The 24,620-nt window shown below is 72.0% G+C and carries 22 protein-coding genes; 5 read left to right on the forward strand and 17 right to left on the reverse strand.

Features of this window, described 5'->3' with window-relative positions:
* The first annotated feature begins 21 nt into the window (after nt 1-21).
* The 4 genes from ACIRPT_RS04940 (at nt 22) to argG (ending at nt 4,617) form a co-directional block, all read left to right on the forward strand.
* Nucleotides 22-537: a helix-turn-helix transcriptional regulator gene (locus tag ACIRPT_RS04940; RefSeq protein WP_403822304.1), complete on the forward strand. Its 516-nt coding sequence runs from the start codon at nt 22-24 to the stop codon at nt 535-537.
* Nucleotides 538-649: 112 nt separating this feature from the next.
* Complete coding sequence (locus tag ACIRPT_RS04945; protein WP_403822307.1) at nt 650-1,834, forward strand: DUF2306 domain-containing protein; 1,185 nt, start codon at nt 650-652, stop codon at nt 1,832-1,834.
* 352 nt (nt 1,835-2,186) lie between these two features.
* On the forward strand, nt 2,187-3,095 hold the full coding sequence (locus ACIRPT_RS04950) for a hypothetical protein (RefSeq protein ID WP_403822310.1): 909 nt from the start codon (nt 2,187-2,189) through the stop codon (nt 3,093-3,095).
* 76 nt (nt 3,096-3,171) lie between these two features.
* Nucleotides 3,172-4,617, forward strand: coding sequence for an argininosuccinate synthase (gene argG, locus ACIRPT_RS04955; protein WP_403822313.1), 1,446 nt, complete (start codon nt 3,172-3,174; stop codon nt 4,615-4,617).
* A 51-nt stretch (nt 4,618-4,668) separates the two neighbouring features.
* On the opposite strand, the gene ACIRPT_RS04960 is transcribed toward argG, so the two are convergent.
* A complete protein-coding gene (locus ACIRPT_RS04960) occupies nt 4,669-6,111 on the reverse strand; it encodes an MFS transporter (protein WP_403822316.1) in 1,443 nt (480 codons plus the stop codon).
* On the reverse strand, nt 6,108-7,055 hold the full coding sequence (locus ACIRPT_RS04965) for a nucleoside hydrolase (RefSeq protein WP_403822319.1): 948 nt from the start codon (nt 7,053-7,055) through the stop codon (nt 6,108-6,110). Before ACIRPT_RS04965 ends, ACIRPT_RS04960 begins: the two co-directional genes overlap by 4 nt.
* A gap of 266 nt (nt 7,056-7,321) precedes the next feature.
* On the opposite strand from ACIRPT_RS04965, the gene ACIRPT_RS04970 reads away from it, so the two are divergent.
* Nucleotides 7,322-8,332: a LacI family DNA-binding transcriptional regulator gene (locus ACIRPT_RS04970; RefSeq protein WP_403822322.1), complete on the forward strand. Its 1,011-nt coding sequence runs from the start codon at nt 7,322-7,324 to the stop codon at nt 8,330-8,332.
* Nucleotides 8,333-8,354: 22 nt separating this feature from the next.
* Here the strand turns inward: ACIRPT_RS04970 and ACIRPT_RS04975 are convergent, their stop codons facing one another.
* The 15 genes from ACIRPT_RS04975 to ACIRPT_RS05045 form a co-directional block, all read right to left on the reverse strand.
* Nucleotides 8,355-8,867: a DUF664 domain-containing protein gene (locus tag ACIRPT_RS04975; RefSeq protein WP_403822325.1), complete on the reverse strand. Its 513-nt coding sequence runs from the start codon at nt 8,865-8,867 to the stop codon at nt 8,355-8,357.
* 47 nt (nt 8,868-8,914) lie between these two features.
* Entirely contained in the window at nt 8,915-11,380 is a 2,466-nt protein-coding gene (locus tag ACIRPT_RS04980) for a glycoside hydrolase family 65 protein (protein ID WP_403822328.1), read from the reverse strand.
* Entirely contained in the window at nt 11,380-12,141 is a 762-nt protein-coding gene (locus ACIRPT_RS04985; RefSeq protein ID WP_403503672.1) for an HAD family hydrolase, read from the reverse strand. The genes ACIRPT_RS04980 and ACIRPT_RS04985 overlap by 1 nt, the downstream gene beginning before the upstream one ends.
* 194 nt (nt 12,142-12,335) lie before the next feature.
* Entirely contained in the window at nt 12,336-12,896 is a 561-nt protein-coding gene (locus tag ACIRPT_RS04990) for a hypothetical protein (RefSeq protein WP_403822332.1), read from the reverse strand.
* 377 nt (nt 12,897-13,273) lie between these two features.
* Nucleotides 13,274-14,059, reverse strand: a complete 786-nt coding sequence (locus ACIRPT_RS04995) for an Asp/Glu racemase (protein ID WP_403822335.1) — start codon at nt 14,057-14,059, stop codon at nt 13,274-13,276.
* 52 nt (nt 14,060-14,111) lie between these two features.
* Nucleotides 14,112-14,591, reverse strand: a complete 480-nt coding sequence (locus ACIRPT_RS05000; protein WP_403822338.1) for a MarR family winged helix-turn-helix transcriptional regulator — start codon at nt 14,589-14,591, stop codon at nt 14,112-14,114.
* Between the two features lie 60 nt (nt 14,592-14,651).
* Nucleotides 14,652-15,500: an alpha/beta fold hydrolase gene (locus ACIRPT_RS05005; RefSeq protein ID WP_403822341.1), complete on the reverse strand. Its 849-nt coding sequence runs from the start codon at nt 15,498-15,500 to the stop codon at nt 14,652-14,654.
* Nucleotides 15,501-15,532: 32 nt separating this feature from the next.
* Nucleotides 15,533-16,198 (reverse strand): isochorismatase family protein, encoded by a 666-nt coding sequence (locus tag ACIRPT_RS05010; RefSeq protein ID WP_403822343.1) that lies wholly within the window; start codon nt 16,196-16,198, stop codon nt 15,533-15,535.
* A complete protein-coding gene (locus ACIRPT_RS05015; RefSeq protein ID WP_403822346.1) occupies nt 16,195-16,863 on the reverse strand; it encodes an SRPBCC family protein in 669 nt (222 codons plus the stop codon). Before ACIRPT_RS05015 ends, ACIRPT_RS05010 begins: the two co-directional genes overlap by 4 nt.
* 2 nt (nt 16,864-16,865) lie before the next feature.
* A complete protein-coding gene (locus ACIRPT_RS05020; protein ID WP_403822348.1) occupies nt 16,866-17,408 on the reverse strand; it encodes a (2Fe-2S)-binding protein in 543 nt (180 codons plus the stop codon).
* Nucleotides 17,405-19,795, reverse strand: a complete 2,391-nt coding sequence (locus tag ACIRPT_RS05025) for a xanthine dehydrogenase family protein molybdopterin-binding subunit (protein WP_403822350.1) — start codon at nt 19,793-19,795, stop codon at nt 17,405-17,407. Before ACIRPT_RS05025 ends, ACIRPT_RS05020 begins: the two co-directional genes overlap by 4 nt.
* On the reverse strand, nt 19,792-20,640 hold the full coding sequence (locus tag ACIRPT_RS05030) for an FAD binding domain-containing protein (RefSeq protein WP_403822353.1): 849 nt from the start codon (nt 20,638-20,640) through the stop codon (nt 19,792-19,794). Before ACIRPT_RS05030 ends, ACIRPT_RS05025 begins: the two co-directional genes overlap by 4 nt.
* Complete coding sequence (locus ACIRPT_RS05035) at nt 20,637-22,061, reverse strand: MFS transporter (RefSeq protein ID WP_403822356.1); 1,425 nt, start codon at nt 22,059-22,061, stop codon at nt 20,637-20,639. The genes ACIRPT_RS05030 and ACIRPT_RS05035 overlap by 4 nt, the downstream gene beginning before the upstream one ends.
* A 29-nt stretch (nt 22,062-22,090) precedes the next feature.
* Entirely contained in the window at nt 22,091-23,359 is a 1,269-nt protein-coding gene (locus ACIRPT_RS05040; protein WP_403822359.1) for an FAD-dependent monooxygenase, read from the reverse strand.
* 91 nt (nt 23,360-23,450) lie between these two features.
* Nucleotides 23,451-24,485, reverse strand: coding sequence for a hypothetical protein (locus ACIRPT_RS05045; protein WP_403822362.1), 1,035 nt, complete (start codon nt 24,483-24,485; stop codon nt 23,451-23,453).
* Nucleotides 24,486-24,620: the final 135 nt, after the last annotated feature.

The following is a 24,620-nucleotide window of genomic DNA, read 5'->3' on the forward strand; positions in this document are numbered from 1 at the left end:
TGGTCGCGATACGGTCGCGGCATGGCTGACTCCCGGTTGACCACCCCCTCGTTCCTCGTGCTCGGCATCATCGACAAGCTGGGTGAGGCCAGTCCCTACGACGTGAAGGTCGAGGCCGCCCGCACGGTGGCGCCGTTCTGGTCGATGCCGCACGCGCAGGTGTACGCGCAGTGCGACCGCCTCCTGGCGGCGGGCCTGTTGTCGGAGGTCCGGCAGACGGGCGGGCGGAACCGGCGGTTGATGACACTGACCGCGGAGGGCAGGACGGCCCTGGAGGAATGGCTGTCCGACCCGGCCTTCGTACCGGTCGAGGCGCGCGAGCGGGGCATCCTGAAACTGTGGTTCGGGGCCCGGCCGGAGGTGCTCGCGCCGGTACAGCTCGCCGAGCACCACGGCACGCTCGCCGGCTACGAGGAACTCGCGGAGAGCGTCGGCGACTTGCTGACGCGGGGGCAGCGCGAGGCGCTGGAGTTCGGGATCCGCTATGAGCGGATGATGGTCGATTTCTGGCAGTGGGTGGAGCGGCGCGACGCGTGATGCCGCCGCGGTGACCGTTGACCAAGGCGACGGTTCCCCCTTACCTTCTCGATAGTCCAGAAAGGACTATCGAGGGCCGGGGGGCCATGGGGCCGCGGTCTAGGGAGTCGCCATGAACCGTCAGAGTCCGAGGAGGGTCGTCTGGCGCCGCGTGGCCGCGATCTCCGTGGTGGTCGTCTGTGTGGGCTACGCGCCGATCGCGATGACCGAGCTGTGGCCGTATGCGCACCGCGGCGCACCGGCGTTCGGGGAGTGGATCCTCGGCCGCGCGGTATCGCCGCGCTATGTCGCGGACGCCCTTGCGACCCGTGTCGGGCCGTACGGGCGCAGCCTGGCGGCGATGATCGTGCATTCGGTTCTGGGGGGTGCGCTGATGCTGCTCGGGCCGCTCCAGCTGCTCTCGGCGGTGCGGCGGCGCATCCGGCTGCACCGTGTGCTGGGGGTGGTGTTCGCGGTGACGGTGTATGTCTCGATGGCGGGCGCCGCGGTCTATCTGGTGCGCACCGCGCCGGGTGATGCGTTCAGCGGGGCGGCGTTCTGGATCGTGCTCGCCACCATCCTGGTCGGCACCGTGCTGAGCGTGACGTACGGGATCTTCGCCGCCGTCGGGAGGCTCCCCGACCTGCATCAGCGGTGGATGCTGCTGTGCTACGGGTTCCTGATGACCGCTCCGCTGCTGCGACTTGAGTGGGGCGCGCTCCCGTTGATCCTTCCCGGGCTGTCCATGGAGGACATCAACCGCGTTGCCATCATGCACCTCGGGTCGGTGGTCGCGTTCGGTGCGTTGGTCGCCTCGCGGGCGATGGACAAGCGTGTGAGTGTTTCCGGGGTTTCGGGGACGTGGGTGCCGATGCCGGTGCTTGCGGTGGCGCATCTCGTCGGTGCGGTTGCCCTGGTGTGGATCGGCAGGTCGTACCTGGGGTGGGGTGCGGGAGGGCGGCGGCTGTTGTTGGCCTATCTGATTCCGTACGTCCTGGCTTACGCGGTCATGCTCGTCCGTCAGCGGCGGGCGGGCCGGGAGGGGCGGAGCTGGGCGCGCGAGGAGTGGCGGCTGCACCTGGCCGCCCTGTGCCTGGCTCCCGTGCTGTCGGCCGGTGCCGGGCTGCTGTTCGAGCGGTATGCGGGGCTGGACCGGCATACGGCGCTGACCGCGGGAGTGACCATCGGCTGCGGCGTGTTGGCGTTCGCGGCGACCACGGTGGTCAGCCTGCGCGTCCTGCACGGCCGCGAGCGGGTCAAGCGGGAGGGGCCGGCCGCCGCCCGGGGCTTGCGGCGGGATCCGTCGCCGGTCGCCTAGCTGTGGTGGGACGGTTTGCCGCTGCTCGGTGGGTGGGGCCGGAGGGGACGCCCCGCAACCCGTCCTCGGGCCGGGCGCTTCTGGTCCTGGACAAGGGAACCCCGGCGTTCGCTCCGGTCCCTGCGGGCGGGTTACGGGACATCCCCTCCGGCCGGTGACGCGGGCGGCCGTTGCGCCGTACCGATGACGATGGCGGTCGCCATATGGCAGGGGCGTCCCCTCCGGCCGAGGGTGCGGGCGGCCGTTGCGCCGTACCGATGACTGGCGCCTCTTGGCGCGGGCCGGCTGTTGGCCGGCAGCGCTGTGCGGGCTTTCGGATTACCTCAGGGAACGTCGTGGAAGCGGAGGGCGGATGATCAGGGAATCGAGTGGGGCGGGTGGCGGCGAAGTCATGGTTCCCGGGGCCGGACCGTCTGCCGCGGGCTCGGGTGGTCGTGAGGTGGCTCCGGCGGTCACGATGTTGGCCGGTGCGGTGGCGGTGGTCAGCGTTCTGGTCGGTGGGCTTCTGGCGGTGGTAAGCCTCAGCGGTCATGTATTGAGTGCTTGGGTCTCGCCCACGCCGCTGAGTTCCGGAGTGGTCGGTGCGGCCATGGTCGGCGTAGCGCCCGGCCTGTTCACGATCGGCCGGGCGCAGGTGTGGGAAGAGGTGCGGACGCTTGTCCTGCCGCTGGTCATCGTGCTTGTTGGGTTGTTCGTTGTGAGTGTGCTCAACGGCGGGCGGCTTCAGGCGGCTGAGGGGGGTTCGCTGGTTCTCGTCCTGTTCAGCCTCGGCTGGGTCGCCGTTCTCGGCCTGCTCGCCGTGTGTGCGGTGGTCTGCGTCGGCTGGCAGTACCGGAAGCCCGCCCTGCCGCTCGGGGAGTTGGGCGCCCCGTTGCCGGGTTGGTCGAAGCCGTTCCTGGCCGTTCTCGGATCGGCGTGGCTGGGCATCGGAGCGGGGCTGCTGGCGCTCCCGGGCTTCTGGGCCGGCTTCGTCCCCTGGAGCGTCAGTCGTCCCGACGCGCAGGCGCTTGGCGTGTGGGGCGTCGCGCTCGGCGTGGGTGTGCTGGGTGCGCTGGTCGAGGACGACCTGGGGCGGCTCCGTCCGGCGCTCCTTGCCCTCCCGGGCGTCGCGATCGCCGCGGGCGTGGTGCTGGGCGTCCGCGCCCCGGAGGTCCACTGGGTGTCCGGTCCCGGCCTGTCCCTGATCGCCCTGCTCGGTGGACTGCTGCTGGCCGGTGTGACCGGACGCCGGCTTCTGTCGCGGCGGTCGACGCTCCGGTGAGGCCGGTAGGGGAGGCGTCGGGGGGGCGTGCGCGTCTGGCGTTGCATGATCATGCGTTATGGCGCATACTCTTCCTATGTCTAAGGTTCTTACCTCCCTGCCCACCGGCGAGCGCGTCGGCATCGCCTTCTCCGGCGGCCTCGACACCTCCGTCGCGGTCGCGTGGATGCGCGACAAGGGCGCCGTCCCGTGCACCTACACCGCCGACATCGGCCAGTACGACGAGCCCGACATCGCGTCGGTGCCCGGCCGTGCGTCGGCGTACGGCGCCGAGATCGCGCGCCTGGTCGACTGCCGTGCGGCGCTGGTCGAGGAGGGCCTGGCCGCGCTCACGTGCGGCGCGTTCCACATCCGCTCGGGCGGGCGGTCCTACTTCAACACGACGCCGCTCGGCCGCGCCGTCACCGGGACCCTGCTGGTCCGGGCGATGCTCGAGGACGACGTGCAGATCTGGGGCGACGGCTCGACGTTCAAGGGCAATGACATCGAGCGGTTCTACCGCTACGGCCTGCTCGCCAACCCGCACCTGCGGATCTACAAGCCGTGGCTCGACGCGGACTTCGTCTCCGAGCTCGGCGGCCGCAAGGAGATGTCGGAGTGGCTGCTCGCCCATGACTTGCCCTATCGGGACTCCACCGAGAAGGCCTACTCCACCGACGCCAACATCTGGGGCGCCACGCACGAGGCCAAGACCCTGGAGCACCTGGACGTGTCGCTCGAGACCGTCGAGCCGATCATGGGCGTCAAGTTCTGGGACCCCTCGGTGGAGATCCCCACCGAGGACGTCACCATCGGCTTCGAGCAGGGCCGCCCGGTCACCATCAACGGCAAGGAGTTCGCTTCGGCTGTTGACCTGGTGATGGAGGTCAATGCCATCGGCGGCCGGCACGGCCTCGGCATGTCCGATCAGATCGAGAACCGGATCATCGAGGCCAAGAGCCGGGGTATTTACGAAGCCCCCGGTATGGCCCTGCTGCACGCCGCGTACGAGCGTCTCGTGAACGCGATCCACAACGAGGACACCCTCGCCCAGTACCACGCGGAGGGCCGGCGTCTGGGCCGTCTGATGTACGAGGGCCGCTGGCTGGACCCGCAGGCCCTGATGATCCGCGAGTCGCTCCAGCGCTGGGTCGGCGCCGCCGTCACCGGTGAGGTCACCCTGCGGCTGCGGCGCGGCGAGGACTACTCGATCCTCGACACGACCGGCCCGGCGTTCAGCTACCACCCGGACAAGCTGTCCATGGAGCGCACCGAGGACTCGGCGTTCGGCCCGGTCGACCGGATCGGCCAGCTGACCATGCGCAACCTGGACATCGCCGACTCCCGCGCCAAGCTGGAGCAGTACGCGGGCCTTGGCCTGCTCGGCTCCGGCGGTTCGGCGGTCGGTGCCGCGCAGGCAGCCGCCACCGGCCTCATCGGCACCCTGCCCGAGGGCGGCGCCGAGGCCATCGCCTCCCGTGGTGAGGTCTCCGGCGAGGACGAGGCCCTCGACCGTGCGGCGATGGAGTCCGGTACCGACTGACCGGAGAGCTTCAGGGGCCGCCGCCGCGCCGGAGCGCGGCGGCGGCCCGGCTCAGTTCTGTGCCTCCGCCGCGACCGGCTTCGGGATCAGGAACGACGTCGCGATGGCGAGGGCCAGGATGACGACGCCGGCGATCATGCCGGCCGTGTACCCCGCGTGCGAGGTGGGGTCCGCGGGCGCACACGCGGTCATGACCGCGTACAGCAGGGCGAAGCTGAGTCCCGCGCCGAGGTTGAAGGCGCCCGCGTTGAGGCCGGGCAGGAACCCCGGGTTCTCGCTGGGGGAGAGGACGATGCCGAGCCCGTTGAGGACGATGTTCGCGACGCCCGCGTAGGTGATGCCCACCAGGAGCGAAGCCGCCAGCAGCAGGATGTGCGAGTGGCTGCCGAGGGTGAGGAACATCAGGACGACGGTCGCCACCGCGCCGACGAGGCCGAGCCGCAGGATCCGGCCGTAGCCGAAGGTCGCGGCGAGGCGCCCGGCGACCGGGCCCATGGCGAGGCCGGCGAGGGCGTAGGGGGTCAGCGTCCACCAGGCGGACTGTTCGGCGCTCATGCCCAGTCCGGCCTGGGCGTCCTGGGCGAACGCCGGGATCAGGCCGTTCATGACGGCGAAGACACCGGTCATGGTGAGCACGGTGGTCAGCAGGGTCGCCCAGGTGGCGCGCTGCTTGAGGTGCCGGGTGGCGACCAGCGGGTGGCCGCTGCTGTTCTCGGTGCGCCAGAAGGCGGCGAAGGCGGCCACGGCGATCACGACGAGTACGGCGACCAGCGACCAGTCGGCGGCGGCGAGCTTGCCGGCCTCGTTCAGCGCGATGAGCAGGGCGCCGATGGAGACGACGAGGAAGGCGACGCCGGGCCAGTCCATACGGGTCGCGGCGGGGGCCTTGGTCTCGGGGGTGAGGGTGGCGATCAGGACCGTGGCCACGGCCGCGACCACCGCCATCGCCCAGAAGACCGACTGGAAACCGTGCCGGTCGGCGAGGTAGCCGCCGGCGAGGGAGTCGACACCGGCGATGCCGCCGTTGACGGCGGTGATCACGCCCAGCAGGGTGCCGTACCGCTTCGGCTCCTTCACCTCGACCCGCAGCATGATCAGACACAGCGGGACGACCGGGCCGGACACGCCCTGGATGATGCGGCCGACGAAGAGCATCGGCACGCTGGTCGCGAGCGCCGCGACCACACAGCCGACGACCATCAGGCCGAGCATGCCGGCCAGCACCTTGCGGCGGCCGATGACATCGCCCAGCCGGGGAAGGAAGAGGGAGAACAGCGCGGCTGAGGTGAAGAACGCGGTCTGGGTGAGGCCGATCTCCGCGGAGCTTGCGCCGAGGGTGTCCTCGATGCTCTTGAGCGCGGGGCTGAGCATGCTCGCATTGAGCTGGAAGGCGAAGCAGGCCACCAGCAGCGCCGTGACCAGGACGCCGATGCGGACACCGGATCCCTGCGGCGCGGCGGACGGACGTATCTCTGTGGTGCTGGTGGTGCTCATGCCGCTACGTCGCCGATCCGCTCGAGCGCGTCCACCACGAGGTTCCAGAACCGCTCGTGGTCGAGCTTGACCGCAACCTGGGTGGTGCAGTCCGCGGGGGCGGGCGCGCGGAAGTCCGCCACGGTCATGCCGAGGGTGAGCTCGCCGCGCAGCTCGATGTCGACCGGAGCCTTGCGGACGGTCATCACGCCCGGGTCGATGACATAGGCGACCGCGCAGGGGTCGTGCACCGGCGGGTGGTCGAAGCCCTGGTTCTCCCGGTAGGCCTCGCGGAAGAAGTCCAGCAGCTCCAGGACGAAACGGGCGGGCCCGGTGCCGACGGCGGCGATCTTCGCCTCGACCTCGGGGGTGGCCAGCGCCTGGTGGGTGAGGTCCAGGCCGACCATGGTGACCGGCCACTTCTCGTTGAAGACGATATGGGCGGCCTCGGGGTCGATCTTGATGTTGAACTCGGCGACCGCGCTCCAGTTGCCCTCGTGGTAGCCGCCGCCCATCAGCACGACCTCACGCACCCGCTCCGCGATCCGCGGCTCCTTGCGCACGGCCATCGCGATGTTGGTCAGCCCGGCGGTCGGAACGATGGTGATCTCGCCCGGCTCGTGCGCCATCACGGTGTCGATGATCAGGTCGACGGCGTGCCGGCGGTCCAGCTCTATGGCCGGCTCGGGCAGTTCGGGCCCGTCCAGACCGGTCTCGCCGTGGATGTCCGGGGCCGTCTCGACGGCCCGAACCAGCGGCCGCGGGCAGCCGGCCGCGAACGGCACACCGGTGATTCCGGCGATCCGCGCCACGGACAGGGCGTTGCGGGTGACCTTCTCCAGCGTCTGGTTGCCGACCACGGTCGTCACCGCGACCAGTTCGACGTCGGGATTGCCGTGCGCCAGGAGCATGGCGACCGCGTCGTCGTGCCCCGGATCGCAGTCGAGGATGATCTTTCTGGCCAACGGAAGAGCCCCTTTGCTCTGCGGAACGGCCGCGGTGGAACACCGCGATGCGGATGAACTCGATCTCTGGGGTGCGCCCGCAGGAGGCTGCTACCTCGGGAAAACGTTCTCCGGGAATGTCGCTCATCGCGCGTGTCGATGTCAACGAAGTGTGAGGCATGTGACCTCCTACTCCCTGGTAAGGGGGCGGAGGCGGGGCGGTGATAACGTTTGCCGCCAAATCTCTGGGACGCAGCTGCCCGCGCCCCCCAACGGAAGGGCGTCACGTGCCCGAAGTCACCCTGCGAGACGTCGCGCGTGCGTCGGGCTGCTCCATCGCCACCGTCTCCCGGGTCCTGGCCGGCACCCGCCCGGTCGGCGCCGAGACCGCCCGCACGGTACGGGAGGCCGCCGAACGCCTCGGCTACCGCCCCAACCAGGTCGCCCGCGCCCTGCGCAGCCGTTCCACCGGCACCGTCGGCCTCGTCCTGCCGCAGATCACCAACCCCTTCTTCCCGTCCCTGGTACGGGAGTTGGAGCACGCCCTGCACGCCGAGGGCCGCGCCGTACTGCTCGCCGACTGCGACGACGACCCGCTGACCGAAGCGGCCCGGATCGACGCCCTCCTGGACCGGCAGGTCGACGCCCTGCTGCTGATACCGGTCGACGAGCGCCGCAGCCGGGACGCGGTGGCGGACGCGGCGACCCGGGTGCCGCTGGTGCTGCTGGACCGCGGCTGCGGCCCCGGCGTCGCCGACTCGGTCGCCGTCGACAACGCCGCCGGCATGGCCCTCGTCCTGGAGCACCTGGCCGCCACGGGCCGCCGCCGCCCCTGCTTCGTGGGCGCGGCCGGGACCGCATCGGCGGCCGTCGAGCGCCGGGTGGCGTACGAGAGCGGGGCCGCGGCGCTGGACCCGCAGGCCCCCGGGCGCGTCGAGCTCGGCGACTTCTCGGTCGAGTGGGGCCGCGCCGCCGTCGACCGCATCTGGCCCGCCCGCCCCGACGCCCTCGTCTGCGCCAACGACCTCATCGCCGTCGGCGCGCTGCAACGGCTGCGCCAGCTCGGCGCGGACGTCCCCGGACAGGTCGCCGTCACCGGCTTCGACGACATCCCGCCGGCCGGCCTCGCGGATCCGGCCCTGACCACCGTCCGCCAGCCCGTCGGCGAACTGGCCGCCGAGGCCACCCGGTTGCTCGTCCGCCCGCCCGGCGGAACCGGATCGCGGCGGGCGGTACGGCTCGCACCCGAGCTGGTGGTCCGCGCCTCCAGCACGCCGCGGCAGGGCGCGGCCCGCTGATCGCGGGCGCGGTCCCCGGCGCCTACCCGCGCCTGAGCACCCCGCGGATGAACGCGGCCTGCCCCGCATGCTGGAGGTCATCGGCGATCACGCTCACCAGCCGCACGCCCAGGGTGACCGGTGGCGCCCAGCCCTCGTCGACCACGTGCTCCAGGTCCTTGACGTGCAGGTCCTTGAGGTACCGGACCGTGTTGTCGTGCACGGCCCCGTGGTAGCCGTTCAGCAGCTGGCGGCTCACGTCCCGTACCGCCGCGACGTCCTCGGAGGAGTGGCCGAACCCGGTGTCGGCGTCCGCGAACGGCAGGGCGAACCGCTCGTACCACCCCTGTGAGGTCCATATCTGGTCGGTACCGGCCGCGTCCGCGATGTGGTCGTCCTGGATCCGGGTGAGGTGCCAGACGAGCCAGCCGATGGAATTGGCGTCCTCGTCGAGCCGGGCGCTGAGTTCGCTGGTGCCGAGTCCGGCGAGCACGTCGTCGACGGTTTCCTGGATGCGTCCGAAGGCATCGATGAGGAGGTCCGTGCCGGCGCTCATGGCGGGGCTCCTTTCTTCGGGGATCGGGGGGTCTTGGGGCCGGGGTCTCATGGGCCCGTGTCATCGGGGTGGGTGGCCGGCAGCCCGAGCCACCGGGTCGCCCCGGGGACGACCGTGAACGTCCGTCCGCCGAGCCGCACCCGTACCGGCCCGTTCCCGCCGTCCGGTACGGCGACCCGCACCCGCTCCGCCCGCAGCGCCAGGCCGATGTCCCAGTGCCGCCGGTAGCGGATCCGTACCGCGAACTTCGAGAGCTGCGGGAGCGGCGCCGGTGCCAGCCACAGCGCGTCGTCGCGGGTCTCCAGGCCGGTCATGCCGCGCTGGACGAGGTCCAAGGTGCCCGCCATCGCCCCGAGATGGATGCCCTCGGTGGTGGTGCCGCCCTGGAGGTCCGCGACATCGCCGGTCAGCGCCTCCTCGCAGTACGACCAGGCGTCGTCGTGCCGGACCCGCGCCAGCACCCAGGCGTGGACCAGGGCGCTCAGCGTCGAGCCATGGCTCGTCCGGGCGAGGTAGTACTCGACGGTGCGGCGCCAGATGTCGTCGTCGAGGGCGTAGCCGAGCTGCCGGAAGACCTCGGAGAGTTCGTTCGGCGAGAAGAGGTAGCCGAGCATCAGCACATCGGCCTGCTTGGAGGCCTGGTAGCGGTTGACCGTGTCGCCCTCCGCCTCCAGGATCCGGTCCAGCCGACGGATGTCGCCGTACCGCCTGCGGTACTCCGCCCAGTCGAGCTCCGCCAGTTCCGGGTACCCCGCGAACTGGCTGATCACGCCCTGGTGGTACGGCACATACAGCCGGTGCGCGATGTCGTCCCAGCGCGCCATCTCCTCGTCGCCCAGTTCCCAGTGGCACGTCTCGGGGAGCGCGCGGCAGAGATCGAGCGCCCGCATCAGCACCCACGCGGCGGTGACATTGGTGTACGCGTTGTCGTCCAACCCCGGTTCCGCGGCGCCGGGATAGCCGTCGTGGTACTCGTCCGGCCCGACGACCCCACGGATGCGGTACCGGCCGATGCCCGGGTCCCAGACCGCGCTGTCCGCCCAGAACCGGGCGATCCCCAGCACCATCTCCGCGCCATGGCCGTACAGGAACTCCGTGTCGCCGCTGGCCTGGCAGTACTGCCAGACGTTGTACGCGACCGCCGAGCCGACATGGTGCTGCAGCCGCGAATGATCGGGCAGCCAGTGCCCCGAGCGCGGGTTGAGATGCAGCTGCTGGGTCTCCTCGCGGCCGTCGCTGCCGCTCTGCCACGGGTACATCGCGCCCGCCCGCCCCGCTTCCTGCGCCGCCCGGCAGGCCGCGGGCAGCCGGCGGTGACGGTAGTCGAGCAGCGCCCGGGAGACCTCGGGGAGATGCAGGTTCAGGAACGGCAGCACGAACAGCTCGTCCCAGAAGACGTGACCGCGGTACGCCTCACCGTGCAGCCCGCGCGCCGGTACGCCGACGTCCAGCTCGGCGGTGTGCGGGGAGAGCGTCTGCAGCACATGGAAGAGATGCAGCCGCAGGATCTCGCCCGCCTCCCCGGGCACTTCCAGATCCGCCCGCTGCCACAGGTGTTCCCAGGCGGCGCGGTGCGAGGCCAGCAGTTGGGGGAAGTCCGGGGCCGTCAGCGCCCCCTCCACGGCCGCGTGCACCGGGCTGCCGATCGCCGGGTCGCGCGAGGTGTGCAGCGCCACGGTCTTGTCGACGACCACGGTCGACCCGGTCCCCAGAATGGGCAGCCGCAGCCGCTGGCAGACCCGCCGCGCCGTGCGCTCGGTCGCCCGCGGGGGCGCGCCCCGCCCCGGGCCCACCCGGATCCGTGCCGCCAGCGCGACCCGGACGTCCGAGTCGAGGGTGCGGCAGCTCAGCCACACCGTGTCCGCCTGCCCGGATCCCCCGCCGGGCGCGGTTCCACCGTCGGATCTGACCCCGTCGTCGGGCTCGGATCCGCTGTCCCATCCGCAGAGATGCCGGCTGGCCAGGTCCTGGTAGCGGGTCACACCGCCGTTGCGTACGTCGCCGTCGATGCCCGTCGCCACCTCGACCTCGCCGGACCAGCCGTCGGCGGTGAACAACGCGCGCAGCGCGGCCAGATGGGGGTCTCCCATGTGGACGAGGCGGGTCTGTTTCACCCGCAGCCGCCGTCCGTCCCCGTCCTCGTACGTCGACCAGCGCGTCAGCGTGCCGTGCCGCAGATCCAGCGTCTGGCGATGCTCCGTCAGCTGCGGATGGTCGGGGGAGAGCCATGGCCCCGGGGGCGCGTCGGAGGGGCAGATGCGGTAGCGCAGCGGAAGCCAGTTGGGCAGGTTGACCATGTCCTCGTTCTCGACCTGTCGCCCCGCCACCGTGGAGGTCAGCCGGTTGTAGCAGCCCGCCGCGTACGTGCCCGGATAGTGCAGCGGGCCCGCGGACACCTCGGCCGCTGCGCCCCGCGTGACGAAGTAGCCGTTGCCGAGCGCGCACAGCGTTTCGCGCAGCCGCTCCGTCTGCGGGTCGTAGCCCTGATACGACCAGGTCCAACCCGATTCCATCAGTCCTCCCCGGAGGTCAGCAGTTCGCCGGGGTCGGCCACGACCAGATCCGCGCCGCCGCGACGCAGGCCGGCCGCGTGGGACGGGTCGCCCGTCCGGTCCACGCCCACCACGAGGCCGAAGCCGCCGCGCCGGCCGGCTGCGACACCGGCCGGCGCGTCCTCCACCACGGCGCTCTCCCGCGGCGGGACGCCCAGCCGCCGGGCCGCCTCCGCGAACAGCGCCGGGTCCGGCTTGCCCGGCAGCCCCAGCCGCTGCGCCTCGTTCCCGTCCACCACCACCTCCAGGAGTCCGAGCACGTCCGCCGCCGACAACACCTCGTACGCATGCCGGGAGGCGGAGACGGCGGCACACGCGAACCGCTCCCGCCGCAGCACCCGCAACAGCCGCACCGTGCCGGGCCAGGCGACGACATCCGCCGCCCGCAGACCCGCCCGGAACAGCTCGTCCTTACGGGCCGCGACCGCCCACACGGTCTCCGTACCCGGTGCGTCGTCCGGCTCCCCGAGCGGCAGCCGCACTCCCCGGGACGCGAGGAACGCGGCCGCCCCGTCCTGCCGGGAACGTCCGTCGACGTAGCGCAGGTACTCGTCCACCGGGTCGAACGGGCGCTGCCCGCCGACGGCCGTCAGGCAGGCGTCGAAGGCGCCCTGCCAGGCCGCCGTGTGCACCGGGACGGAGTCGGTGATCACCCCGTCGGTGTCGAAGACCACGGCCCGCAGCGCACGCAGGCTCGCGGCCAGGGACGGCGCGCCGCTCATGATGACGCATCCCTTCGTGGGGGCTCCTCACCGGGCTCCGGTCCGGGCCTTCTCTCCATGGCACCACGACTTCCCGCCCGGGGCGCGCCCGCGCGGAGAGGCCCCGCTGCGGCGCCGCCCCGTCGGGCCGTTACCGACAGCGCTTCGCCCCGTCGGCGCGGGCCGGCGGGGCGAAGGGAAGGGGACCGGGGCGGCTACGCGGGGTAGAAGTGCCACCCCTGCCGCGCCGAAGGGCGTCCGCCCCACATCTTCTTCAGGTCGACGTAGTTGTCGCCCTCACTGCGGGCGGTCAGGGCCAGATCCTCGTGCACATAGGACACGATCCCGTAATCCGGGTTCTGGGGATCCGTTCCCGGGACGGGCGTGAGCAGCCACCACTGGTCTTTGTTTCCCCGGTTGCAGGCCCGCAGATACGAAATGCTGTCGGCGCCTTTTTCGTCCGTCGCGCAGGCCCCGCCGGGAGAACTCTTGAGCTGATACACGGGCCGGCCGTCGGAGGTGGCGACCACATCGAACTGCCATGCGTTGTTCCACGCCGGCTGTTCGCTCGGATAAACCTGAAGGTATGTGCCCACATTCCCCTTTGTGTCGTCCGGGAGCAGGTAGTTGCCGGTGACCTGACTGACGGCCAGCACCGGCTGCCCGACGGGGACCGCCTTGACGGCCGGTGCGGCCGCGGCCTGCGCGGGTGCGGCGAGCGCGACCGCGGCCAGAGCGGTGGTGGCGATGAGCTTGCGGATGGTGCGGACGTGCAAGGGAGGCCTCCTTAGGCCAATGCAACGACGGCCGCTCGGAGCGCGATGTCCCCGAGCCGGAGAAAATGCTATGGCCGGGAAAGTCCCCGGAGGGAGGGCGAGAAACCGCCACCCGGAGTGTTGGACGGTAATGCGCCAACGGCTTTCGGCGTGAGTGTGGCCCGCCCGCCGCGTATGACGGTTTCCGTCTCACGAATATGCCAGGAGCGGGTGACGAATTCTCGCGCACGGCGTTCCGCAGAGCCTCACTCAGGGCTCCGAGGAATTGCCGCCCCCGGGCGCGTCGCGAGCCAACCCGGCCCGGCTGGTGGCCAGTTCACCCATGCCCCGGCGTACGACCGCGCCGCCGCCGCGGAACTCCTTCACCCCGCGGGCGATCAGCGCCCGCCGGCCGGGACCGGAAGCCGGCCGCTCAGCAACCGCCCCGCCCCCGGAACGCGGGGCTCCAGGCCGAGTTCCTGGAGGATGCGGTAGGTCGTGGCGGTGGCCGCAGACAGCACCGGCAGCCCCGCGGCGTCCTCGACCGGCTGGATCGCGGCGAGCGAGGGCATCTGGACGCAGGCCGAGAGGACCAGCGCATCGGCCCGGCGCAGGTCGAGCCGCTGCCAGTGCTCGCGGAGGCCCGCGGGGTCGAGGCGGGCGACCGCCAGGTTGTCCGGGACCTCCAGGCTCAGCGCGTCGACCACCTCCACCCCCGCGTCCTCGATGTAGTCGACGACCAGCGCGGTCAGCTCCTTCATGTACGGCGTGACGACGGCGATGCGACGGGCGCCGAGCGCGGCGACGCCCTCCAGCAGCGCGCCCGCGCTGGAGACCACCGGGGCCTGCGCGCCCTGGCTGCGGAGCGCGGCGGCGATATCGGCCTCGGCGGTGCAGTGGTGGCCGGGGCCCTGCGCCATGATGGCGACCAGGCAGGCGGAGGCGACGACCCCCGGGCGGGCGTCGGCCAGTTCCAGGGCCGCCCGCTCGGTCTGGGCGTTCATGCCGCGCAGCTGCTCGGGAGTGACGTGCTGCATCCGCATCCGGCTGCTGTGGAAGAGGAAGCGGTCCTGGGGGTACTCGCGCTCCCGCGCGTACAGCATGCGGGGCAGCTCGGTCTCCATCGTGAGGTTGGAGCTGGGGACTATCAGGCCGATGTGGTGGTCGTTGTGGCGGTCTGTCACGGGTTCTCCTCGGGAAGGGGGAGCGAGGCACCCGCGCGGACGACGGGTGCGGTCAGTGGTCCCCGGCCAGGCCCTCCCAGTGGTCGGCCAGAGAGGTGAGCAGATGCATCAGGTCCGCGCGCCGGTCGTCGTCGTACGGCTGCAGGAGCCGCTCGTCCAGGCGGCGGGCACGGTCGTGGGCGTCGCGGAGGGTCCGCTCGCCCTCGTCGGTCAGGTACAGCAGCTTGCGGCGGCCGTCGGCGGCGTCGCCACGCCGTTCCAGCAGGCCGCGGTTCTCCAGCCGACGGGCGACGTCCGCCATCGTGGAGGTGTCCAGTGCCACCGCCGACGCCATCGACCGCTGATCGCGCCCCGGTGCCGCGTCCACCGCCGTCAGCACCGCGAACTGCGGCCCGGTGAGCGTGGCGTCCACCGCGCGCACCCATATGGCGAGATACGCCTGATAGAGACGGCGCACCTGATAGCCGGGCGCGGCGGTCAGGGCCTGCGGAATCGCCGGCGCGAAGTCGGGGGAAGCGCTCTCATCAGCCATGGGGCAACTCAATCACGGTGCGCCGGAGCGGCGCGGACGGCTTCGCCACGGTCCGGACGATCACCCAAGCATCGGGCGCAGCGCCTCTCGTAGGGCTGACAGTGCCGCGGGTGGGTTGTCCCAGAAAATCATGTGCCCGGCGTCCGGAACGGCGGCGAACGAGGCGGCGGGCAGCAGGGCACGCGCCCGCGCCACGCCGGCCGCCGTCACCACCGGGCTGTCCGCGCCGTACAGCAGGGCCGCAGGGCCGGGGACCGACGGCCACCAGGCGAAGAAGTCCTCGGTCTCGAAGCCGCGGTGGCTGGCGGCGATCGCCCGCCGCTCGCAGCTGGACAGCCAGCGGGCCCGCAACTCCTGTTCCCGGCGCGGCCATCGCGGCCAGGAAACCGCCACCTCATCGGCGTCCGTACCGCGCTCCGCCTGCGCGAGCTGGCCGAGGAAGGCCTCCAGGGAGGTCGGATACGGCCCGCGGCCGGGGCCGCTCATCGGCGGGTCCGCGAGCACGCTGCCGCCGATGGCCGCCTTGCCGCGGGCCGCGACCACGGCGGCGATCCGCGCGCCCATGGAATGCCCGAAGAGGAGGGGCCGGCGCAGGCCGAGCCCGTTCACGACGGCCTCGGTGTCCTCGGCGTACTCCTCCAGGCTGTAGGCGCCACCGCCGTCCGAGAGCCCGCGGCCGCGGATGTCTACCACCAACGGGCGGACCAGATCGGTGAGTTCACGGGCGACGAAGTCCATGGTGACGGCCGGACTGGTGATGCCCGGCAGGATCACCAGGGCGGGGCCGGGGCCGCCGTAGTCCAGGACGTGCAGCCGGGCGGTGCCGGAGCGGACCCAGCGGCCGGTGGCCGGGATGTCGGCCAGATCGGCGAGGGCGGACTGCGGTACGGCCCGCGGTGCGTGCGGCACGGAAACCTCCTGAAGGGGTGAGGGGGAGCCGGTCAGGCGGGGTGGGGCGTGGACGCGGCGAGGTAGCCGAGGGCGTCGGCCTGATCGATGACGTCGCCGTACTTCGCCTGGATGTCGAAGAGGGCCGCATCGTGCGGTCCCCGCGCGCGGTCGCCGACGCAGGCGCGGGGGACGAGGACGGGGAAGCCGGACTGTACGGCGTCGACCGCGGTGGCCCGTACGCAGCCGCTGGTGGTCGCCCCGCAGATCACCGCCGTATCGCAGCCGAGACCGGTCAGGGTGGCGGCGAGCGAGGTGCCGAAGAACGCCGAGGCGCCCTTCTTGATCACCAGCCGGTCCCTCGCCGGGTGGTACGGCAGCCGCGGGTCCAGGGCGACCGCCTCGCTGCCTTCCACCAGGGCGCGCAGGCCCGGCGCCTTGCGCAGCCAGGCGAGGCGGTCACCGGACGCCTCCGCCGGGGTGTAGGCGATGGCGGTGAAGAGGACCGGGACGCCGGCGCCCCTGGCTGCCGTCGCCAACTCGGCCGTGGCGGCGACGACTTCGGTGAGGTCCGCGCCGGACGGGAAGCGGTCCTCGGTGAAGCCGCGGGTGAGGTCGACGACGACGAGCGCGGGGCGGCGGCCGCGGCGGACCGGGGCGCCGAAGCCGGCGCGGGCGTAGGTGCGGTCGGTGGCCGCGCCGTACTGGCTGGTGCTCATGCGCGCCGGGCCTCCTTGACCTGCCGGTTCAGTCCCTGGAGCCGGCCGAGCAGCCAGCCCTCGAACACGCCGAAGGCGAAGGCGGCGGCGAGCGGGCCGTACTTGGCCAGGGCGGGACCGGCGAGGAGCGAGAGGCCGTTGAGTTCCGGGGCGGGGGAGAGGGCGACGGCGGCAGCGGCGGGTGTGGCCGCCTCCGGAGCCGCCGCGTCCCCGGCCCGCTGCTCCGCACCCAGCAACCCGCCCAGGTTCTGCGCGAACTGCTCCAGAATCCGATGCGACACCGTGGCGATCGCGCCCTTGCCGAACTGCGCGAGCTTGCCCCGGATGACCAGGTCCGTCGACAGCTCCAGCCGCGCGCCTTCCGGCGCCTCGGCCACCGTCAGCGTCACCTCCGCCTCCGCGTCGCCGCTGCCGTGGGTATCGGCGCCGCGGGCCTGTACCCGCAGCCGCCGCGTGCCGGCATCGGCCTCCAGGAAACGGACGCGGCCGGCGTAGGCGGCGGTGACCGGGCCGACCCGCACTGTGACCCTGCCCTGCCAGGAGTCGCCGTCCTGACCGTCCAGCGTCGCGCCCGGCATGCAGGACGCCACCCGCCGGACGTCGTTCATCAGGGCGAACACCTCGTCCGGCGCGGCCTTCACCGGCACCGTGTGGGTCAGTTGCATCCTCATCGCTCCTTAGCGGCGCGCCGGGCCGTGGCGCAGCCGTCGATCGCCTCGACGATGGACTGGTAGCCGGTACACCGGCACAGGTTGGCCGCCACGACCTCGCGGATCTCCTCCTTGGTCGCCCCCGGCCGCTCGGCGAGAAAACCCTCGGCGAGCATCAGGAATCCGGGCGTGCAAAAGCCGCACTGAAGGCCGTGGTGGTCGCTGAATGCCCTTTGCAGATCGCTGAGTTGGCGCGACTGCGGGCCGTCGTCGCCGGTTTCCTCGGCCAGCGATTCGACGGTACGGATCCGGGTGCCCTCGGCCTGCGCCGCGAACATCAGGCAGGCCCGTACCGGACGGTCGTCGACGAGGACCGTGCAGGCGCCGCAGATGCCGTGTTCGCAGCCGACGTGGGTGCCGGTGAGCCGCAGCTCGTGGCGCAGGACGTCGACCAGCGTGCGGCGCGCCTCGGTGATCACTTCGTGCTGCTCGCCGTTCACGTCCAGGGTCATCAGCTGGAGATCCGGCTCCGCCGCGGCGGTGGTGTCCGGTTCGGTCATCGGTCGCGCTCCGTGTGTGCCGGGGGCGGGGTCCGCCGCAGTGCGGTGAGCACCGCCTCGGGGGTGATGGGGGTGTCGTCGAGCTCGATGCCGGTGGGGCGCAGGGCGTCGTTGACGGCGTTCAGTACGGCCGCGGGGGCGCCGATCGTGCCGCCCTCGCCCGCGCCCTTGGCGCCGGTCCCGGTGAACGCGCAGGGCGTCTCGAGGTGGTGGATCGCCACGTCCGGGATCTCCTGGGCGGTGGGCACCTTGTAGTCCATGAAGCTGGTGGCCGACGGCTCGCCCTGCGCGTCGTACGTCACCCGCTCGAAGAGCGCGCCCGCGATGCCCTGGGCGATCCCGCCCCGGCACTGGCCCTCCACGACCTGGGGGTTGATGGCCACCCCGCAGTCCTCGACGCACACATAGCGCAGGATCTCCACCCGGCCGGTGCCCTCGTGGAGTTCGACCACGACGCCGTGGGTGGCGTTGGAGAACGTCCCGTCGTTGAAGACGTCGAAGGTGGCGGTCGCGGTGAGCCCCGGTTCCAGGTCCTTGGGCAGCAGATGGGCCCGGAGATAGGCGAGGTCGGCGAGCTCCGTGTACGGGAGCGCCACCGACGGTGCCCCTCGACGGCGGACCTCGCCCCGCCCCAGCTCGGTCTCCTCCCAGGGGATGTCCCAGCGCGCCGCGGCCAGCCGCCGCAGCTTCTCGCCGAGCTTGCCCGCGGCCAGCCGTACGGCGCTGCCGCCGACCGTGATCGACCGGCTGGCGAAGGTCCCCCAGCCGTAGGTGATGCGGTCCGTGTCGCCCTGATGGATCCGCACCTTGGCGAGGTCCAGTCCGAGTTCGTCGGCGACGATCTGCGCCATGGTCGTCTCATGACTCTGGCCGTGGCTCATGGTGCCGGTGGTGACGGTCACCGCGCCGCTGGTGTCCATCCGGACCTCGGAGATGTCGAAGCCCGGCACCACCTCCATCTTGCGCTGCGCGAAAGCGGCGGATCCGTAGCCCGTGCGCTCGCTGAAGCAGGCGTAGCCGATGCCGAGATGGCGTCCCTCGGCGGCCGCGGCACTCCGGTGCCCGTACCAGCCCTCGTCCCGCAAGGTGCGCTCGCACAGATTCAGCGACTCCAGATACGAGCCCGGGTCGTAGGTGATGCCGTTGACGCCGGTGTAGGGGAATTCGGTGATGACATTGCGGCGGCGGATCTCCACCGGGTCCAGGCCCAGCTCCCGGGCCGCGCGCTCGAAGAGCCGCTCCACGACCATCACGTACTGCGGCCGGCTGACGCCCCGGTACGGCGCGGTGGGCGCCTTGTTGGTGGTGACCGCCCGGCCGCGTACCCGGTAGGCGGGGACCGTATAGACGCCCGGCATCTCGGCGGACGCCATCAGCGGCTCGATGCCGGCGGTGAACGGATAGCAGGAGTAGGCGCCCATATCGCACACCACCTCCGCGTCCAGGCCCAGGATCCTGCCGTCGGCGGAGAACGCCGCGCGGACGTCGTAGCGCTGCTCGCGGGCGAGGAAGGACGCGGTGAGCGCGTCCTTGCGGTCCTCGATCCACTTCACCGGCCGACCCAGCCGCCGTGCGGCGGCCGCGGCGGCGATCTCCTCCCGGCCCACCACGCACTTCAGGCCGAACCCGCCGCCCATGTCCGGCACCCGGACGCGCACCGCGCGCTCGTCCAGCCGCAGACAGCGCGCCGCCACCGTCCTTACCTGGTGCGGGACCTGGGTGCAGGTCTGCATCACCAGCTGTTCCTCGCGGTCGTCCCAGTGGGCCACCACGCCCCGCGTCTCCAGCGGCAGCGCGTTCTGCCGGCCGGTGCGGGTACGGACCCGTACGACGCAGTCGGCGGCCGCGAAGATCTCGTCGATGCCGTCGGTGGCGAACAGCGAGACATCGACCAGGGTGTTGCGCGGGGCCTCGGCGTGGATCAGCGGCGCCCCGTCCGCCAGCGCCGCTTCCTCGCTGGTCACCGGCGTGCGTACGGCATAGCTGACCCGCGCCGCCTCCAGGCCGTCCTCGGCGGCGTAGGCATCGCGGGCGATCACGATCGCGACCGGCTCGCCGACGTAGCGGACCCGGTCGCGGGCCAGCACCGGCATCGCGGTGGGGACGAACTCCTCGCGCGGGCGGCCCAGTTGAGCGGTGATGTCACCGAGGCCGAGGTCGTCGGCTGTGAAGGCGGCGACCACGCCCGGCACGGACCGTACGGCCGTGAGATCGACGGCGGTGAGCTCGCCGTGCGCGACGGTGCTGCGCACGAACTGGGCGTGCAGCATGCCCGGCAGCGCGATGTCGTCGACGAACCGGCCGCGCCCGCTCAGCAGCCGGGGATCCTCGCGGCGCGTCACGGAGCGTCCGATCAGCGGCCCGTTCTCCTGCGCCGTGGGCTTCATCGGACCATCGCCTCCTCGCAGGCACGCCGGACCAGGGTCCGCACCAGGTGCTGTCGATACGACGCGGAGCCATTTGCGTCGTCGGGCGGATCGACCGCGGCGGCGGCCGCCTCGGCGCAGTCGGCGAAGGACCCGCCCCCGGCCAGCACCTCCGCCGCTTCCGGGACCCGGACCGGCACCGGCGCCACCCCGCCCAGCACCACCCGGCCGCCCCGGACCGACGTGCCCTCGACGTCCAGATCGACCGCGGCCGACACGATCGCGAAGTCGCCCCGGCGCTCGGCGAACTCGGTGAGCGCGGCATACGGCGCGGGCCGCGGGAAGACGATCTCGACGAGGACCTCGTCGTGGTCGAGGGCGCTGATGTACGGGCCGAGGAAGAAGTCGGCGGCCGGGATGCGGCGCTCACCGCGCGGGCCGTGGGCCACGAACTCGGCGTCCAGCGCGACCGCCAGCAGACACCATTCGGCGGTGGCGTCGGCGTGCGCGATGCTGCCGCCGACCGTGCCCCGGGTGCGGATCGGCAGATGGCCGATCCAGCCCATGGCCGCACGCAGCACGGCGAAGCCCGTGCCCAGCCGCGCGTCCGACGCCGTCTCCACCGTGTGATGCGTGGTGAGCGCCCCGATGTGCAGGGCGCCGTCGGCACCGGTGCCCAGGTGGTCGAGGGCGCGCAGCCCGCCGATGTCGACCAGGTGCCGGGGCCGGGCCAGCCGGAAGTTCATCATCGCGACCAGGCTCTGGCCGCCGGCGATGACCTTGGCGTCGGGGCCGAGCTCGGCCAGCAGCGCCGTGGCGCCCTCGACATCGCGGGCCCGGTGGTAGCGGAAGGGGGCGGGTTTCATGGCGCTCCCGTCGCACGGGCGGACGGACGTACCGGCGGCGCGGGGTGCGGCAGCGACGGCGGGTGCCCCGGATCGGCGCCCTCCTCGTCCAGCGCCCGCCCCTTCGTCTCCGGCGCCGCGACCGCCATCCAGCCCACCGCCAGCACCACGGCCAGTCCCAGCACCCCGAACGTGAGCGGCAGCCCCAGCACCGGCCACATCACCGTGCCGAACAGCAGCGGCGCGAACCCGGTGACCGCCCGGCTGACGGACGAGGCCCAGCCGAAGCCGCCGGCCCGCAGCCGCGTCGGGTACAGCTCCGCCACGTACGCGTACAGCGCGGGGATGGCCAGCTGCATCAGAAAGCCGAACGCCCCGATGGCCACGACGGACCCGGTGGGCATCTCCATCACCAGCGCGAACACCACCAGCGCGAGAGAGGCGAGCGGCGCCGTGACGCCGATCAGCCATTTGCGCCCGATCAGATCCACCAGGGCCGTGGAGACCAGCACCCCGACGATCCCGACGCCGCTCATCACGGTGGTGCCCATGAACGCCGCCGTATCGGCCAGGCCCTGCTCCTTGAGGATCGACGGCATCCAGCTGAGCGCCGCGTAATAGACGAGCATGACCGTGACGAACAGCAGCCAGGCGGCCGAGGTGATCCGGGGGCTGAACGACCAGATCCGGCCCAGCTGTTCGGCGACCGCGCGCGGACCCCGGGACCGCGGTGCGGCCTCCGGTACCGGAATCACATACGGCTCCGGCGCCGCTCCCGTACGGGCCACCAGATCGTCGATGACCGCCCGCGCCTCCGCCTCCCGGCCCTTCTTCGTGAGATACACCGGCGACTCGGGGACGCCGCGCCGCACCCAGAACAACAGCACCGCCGGCAGGCTCATCACCGTGAGCATCCACCGCCAGCCGTCGTCCAGCGTCACCATGGCCGTCGACACCAGGCCGCACAGCGTCACCCCGACGGGCCACCACACATCCAGCGCGGTCAGCACCCGCCCCCGGTACTTCCGCGGCGAGAACTCGCCCACCAGGGCGTAGTCGACGGGGATACAGCCGCCCAGCCCCACGCCCGCCAGGAACCGCAGCACGAGGAAGACCGGGTACGCCGGTGCGCACGCCCCCAGCACCGAGAACAGCGCGAAGATCAGCAGCGTGACGCTGAACGCCTTCTTCCGGCCGATACGGTCCGCGACCGCGCCCCAGGCCACCGCGCCGACGGCCATCCCCACCAGGTTCGCGGTGGCCACCAGCCCCCGGCCGGCGAGCGAGAGGTGGAAGTGCTCGCCCAGCAGCGGCATCAGAAAGCCGTTGAGGGCGATGTCGTACGCGTCGAAGAGGTAGCCGAGGCCACCGATGAGGAAAATTCTGCCTTGGACGCCCCATCTCCAGGGGAGGTCCTGAACGATCCGATCGCCGGTTTTCACGTCGCCGGTTTCCACATGAACTCCAGGGCTCAGCGGGCGAACTGGTAGGAGAACGCCCCCAGATCGGGGTCGTGAAGGGGCGTGCCGCGCCACAGCCAGTCGTAGGACAGGTCGGACTCGCCGTCGAAGCGCCGCAGTTTCTCGTCCCGGGCCCGCTGCTCGGGGCCGTCGGGGAAGTGATAGAAGGTCTTGTTCTGCAAGGACGCGTCCTGCACCATCCCGGCGTGCTTGGCCCGCCGGTCGACATAACGGCGCAGCGCACCCTCGACGTCCGAGGCGGTGACCGCGCCCAGCTCCTCGGCCAGCACCGCCGCGTCCTCCATCGCCTGCGAGGCGCCCTGCGCCTGATAGGGGAGCATGGCGTGGCAGGCGTCGCCGAGCAGCGCGACGCGCCCGTCCATCCACACCGGGTCGCGCCGCCGGTGGTGGAGCGCGAAGCAGCTGACGTTCTCCTTGGCCTTCGACAGCATCGCCGGCACCCGGTCGTCCCAGCCGGGGAACGCGTCCACCAGGTCCTGCGCGGTCGAGCTCACGGTCCACTTCTCGGCGACCTCATCCGTGCAGGGCACGCACGCCACGACGTTCAGATACTCGCCGCCGCGGATCATGTAGTGCACCAGATGCCGCTGTGGCCCGTACCAGATGGTGCTCTGGAAGCGGTCGACCAGCCAGCGCGTGGCCGGATCGGCGGCGATCAGATCGCCAGGGATCAGCGCCCGGAACGCCATCTCGCCGGAGAACAGCAGGGTGTCGGGCGCGCCCATCGACTCGCGTACCTGTGAGCGGACCCCGTCCGCCCCGATCAGCGCGTCGCACGCGAAGCGCCGCCCGTCCTCGGTGACGGCCACCGGCCGCTCGGGGCGGGTGCGGTCCAGCGCGGCCACCCGGCTCGCGGTGTGCATCTCGACCACCGGGCCGGGGCCCGCCGGATCCAGACAGGCGTCCATGATCACGCGGTGCAGATCGGCGCGGTGGTAGTGCCAGTAGGGGGCGTTGAAGCGGTCCTTGCAGAACTGGCCGAGCGAGGTGAGCCCGATGACGCTGCCGTCCTTCCAGCGCCGCCTGACCTGGTCGAGCGGCTCGGTGTGGATCGCCTCGAGCTGCCGTCGCAGCCCGAGACCGAGCAGCACCCGGCTGGCGTTCGGCGCGGTCTGGATCCCCGCTCCGACCTCGCCCAGCCGGTCCGCCTGCTCCAGTACGGTGACCCGCAGACCGCGCTGACGCAGCGCCAGCGCGGCGGTCAGACCGCCCAGGCCGCCGCCGGCGATGGTGACTTCATACGACTGGCTGGACACCACTCTTCCTCCAGGATGTCGTGCGAGGCTGCGAGGGGTTGGGAGAGGCAGGCAACGGCGGGGTGTGCGCCGACCGGCGACCACCGGTCATCTGTCACCGGTCGTCGGCCGGCAGGCCGTCCGTGACCACGTCCGTGCCGTCGACCGACACCGAACAGCCGCGCATCGCGATGTCGAGGTGCGCGTACGACTCCCGGCCCAGCACCGGATGCGGCCCGGTCGACCACAGGAAATTGCCCGCGAAGGCCCGGGCGTCCATGCCCATCAGCTCGTCCTTGCCGTACATGGCGGTGGCGAACCAGTCGGCGCTGCGCATCAGCCCCCAGCCCATGTGGGAGAGGCTGCGGGCCCAGGCGTCCTGCGAGTCGTCGAAGAAGGTGTTCAGCAGATCGGCCTCGGCGCCGCCGCTGACCTTCTCGATGTGACCGCCCGCGATCTGGAGGGTCACCGGCTCGCGCACGTACTCCTTGAACGGCAGCAGGATGTCGCCCGGCGCGAGCACGATCTGCCCGTCGGAGACCTCCGGCCAGCACAGCACCATGGTGCTCGGCCAGTGGTCCCAGCGGCCCGGGTCGTCGGCGAAGCCGCACTGGAACTCCGGCTTGGAGCCGCTGAGTTGGACGGTCAGATCGGTCCCGGCGGCGGAGCCGACCCGCATCACCGACGACCTCTTGAGCAGCTCGACGCCGCGCAGCACCTCGTCCTTGTCCGACTCCTCGGGGAGGTTGCGGATGAGGACCTCGGGGGCGTCGCAGACGAAGATGATGCGGGTGCCCGCCCGCAGGATCTCCTGCTGGACCGGGGCGTGGATGAAGCCCTCGCGGGTCAGATCGACCACCAGATCCGCGGACTTGAGCAGGTTCTGGGCGGCGGTGTCGCGCAGTACGGAGGTCAGGCCGGGGCCGGCCCCCGTGTGTGTGCTGGGCATCGGCGCCGGGGTGCCGCCGGGCACCGTGGCCGCGATGACATGCGCGCCGCATGCCTTGGCCGCGCCGAAGGCGGCCGCCACATAGTCGCCGCGGCTGTCCGGCTCGGCGAGGACGACGACATGCTCTTCCTCGCGCAGCTTGCAGAGGCGGAGCTGACGGGTGAACGCGTCGAGCAGATCGACGGCGGAAAGATCGAACACGGTGACCTCCAAGGAGGTGTGGGCGGGCTCGGTGAGGTGAGAGGGGATTGCCGCGGACGGGACGAAGGGCCGGCCCGGCGCTGGAGCGGAGCCGGTGAAATGGCCTGCGGACACACTCTGATCTGCGGTGATGCC

This window comes from Streptomyces sp. NPDC101227 (assembly GCF_044767545.1).
Taxonomy (GTDB): Bacteria; Actinomycetota; Actinomycetes; order Streptomycetales; family Streptomycetaceae; genus Streptomyces.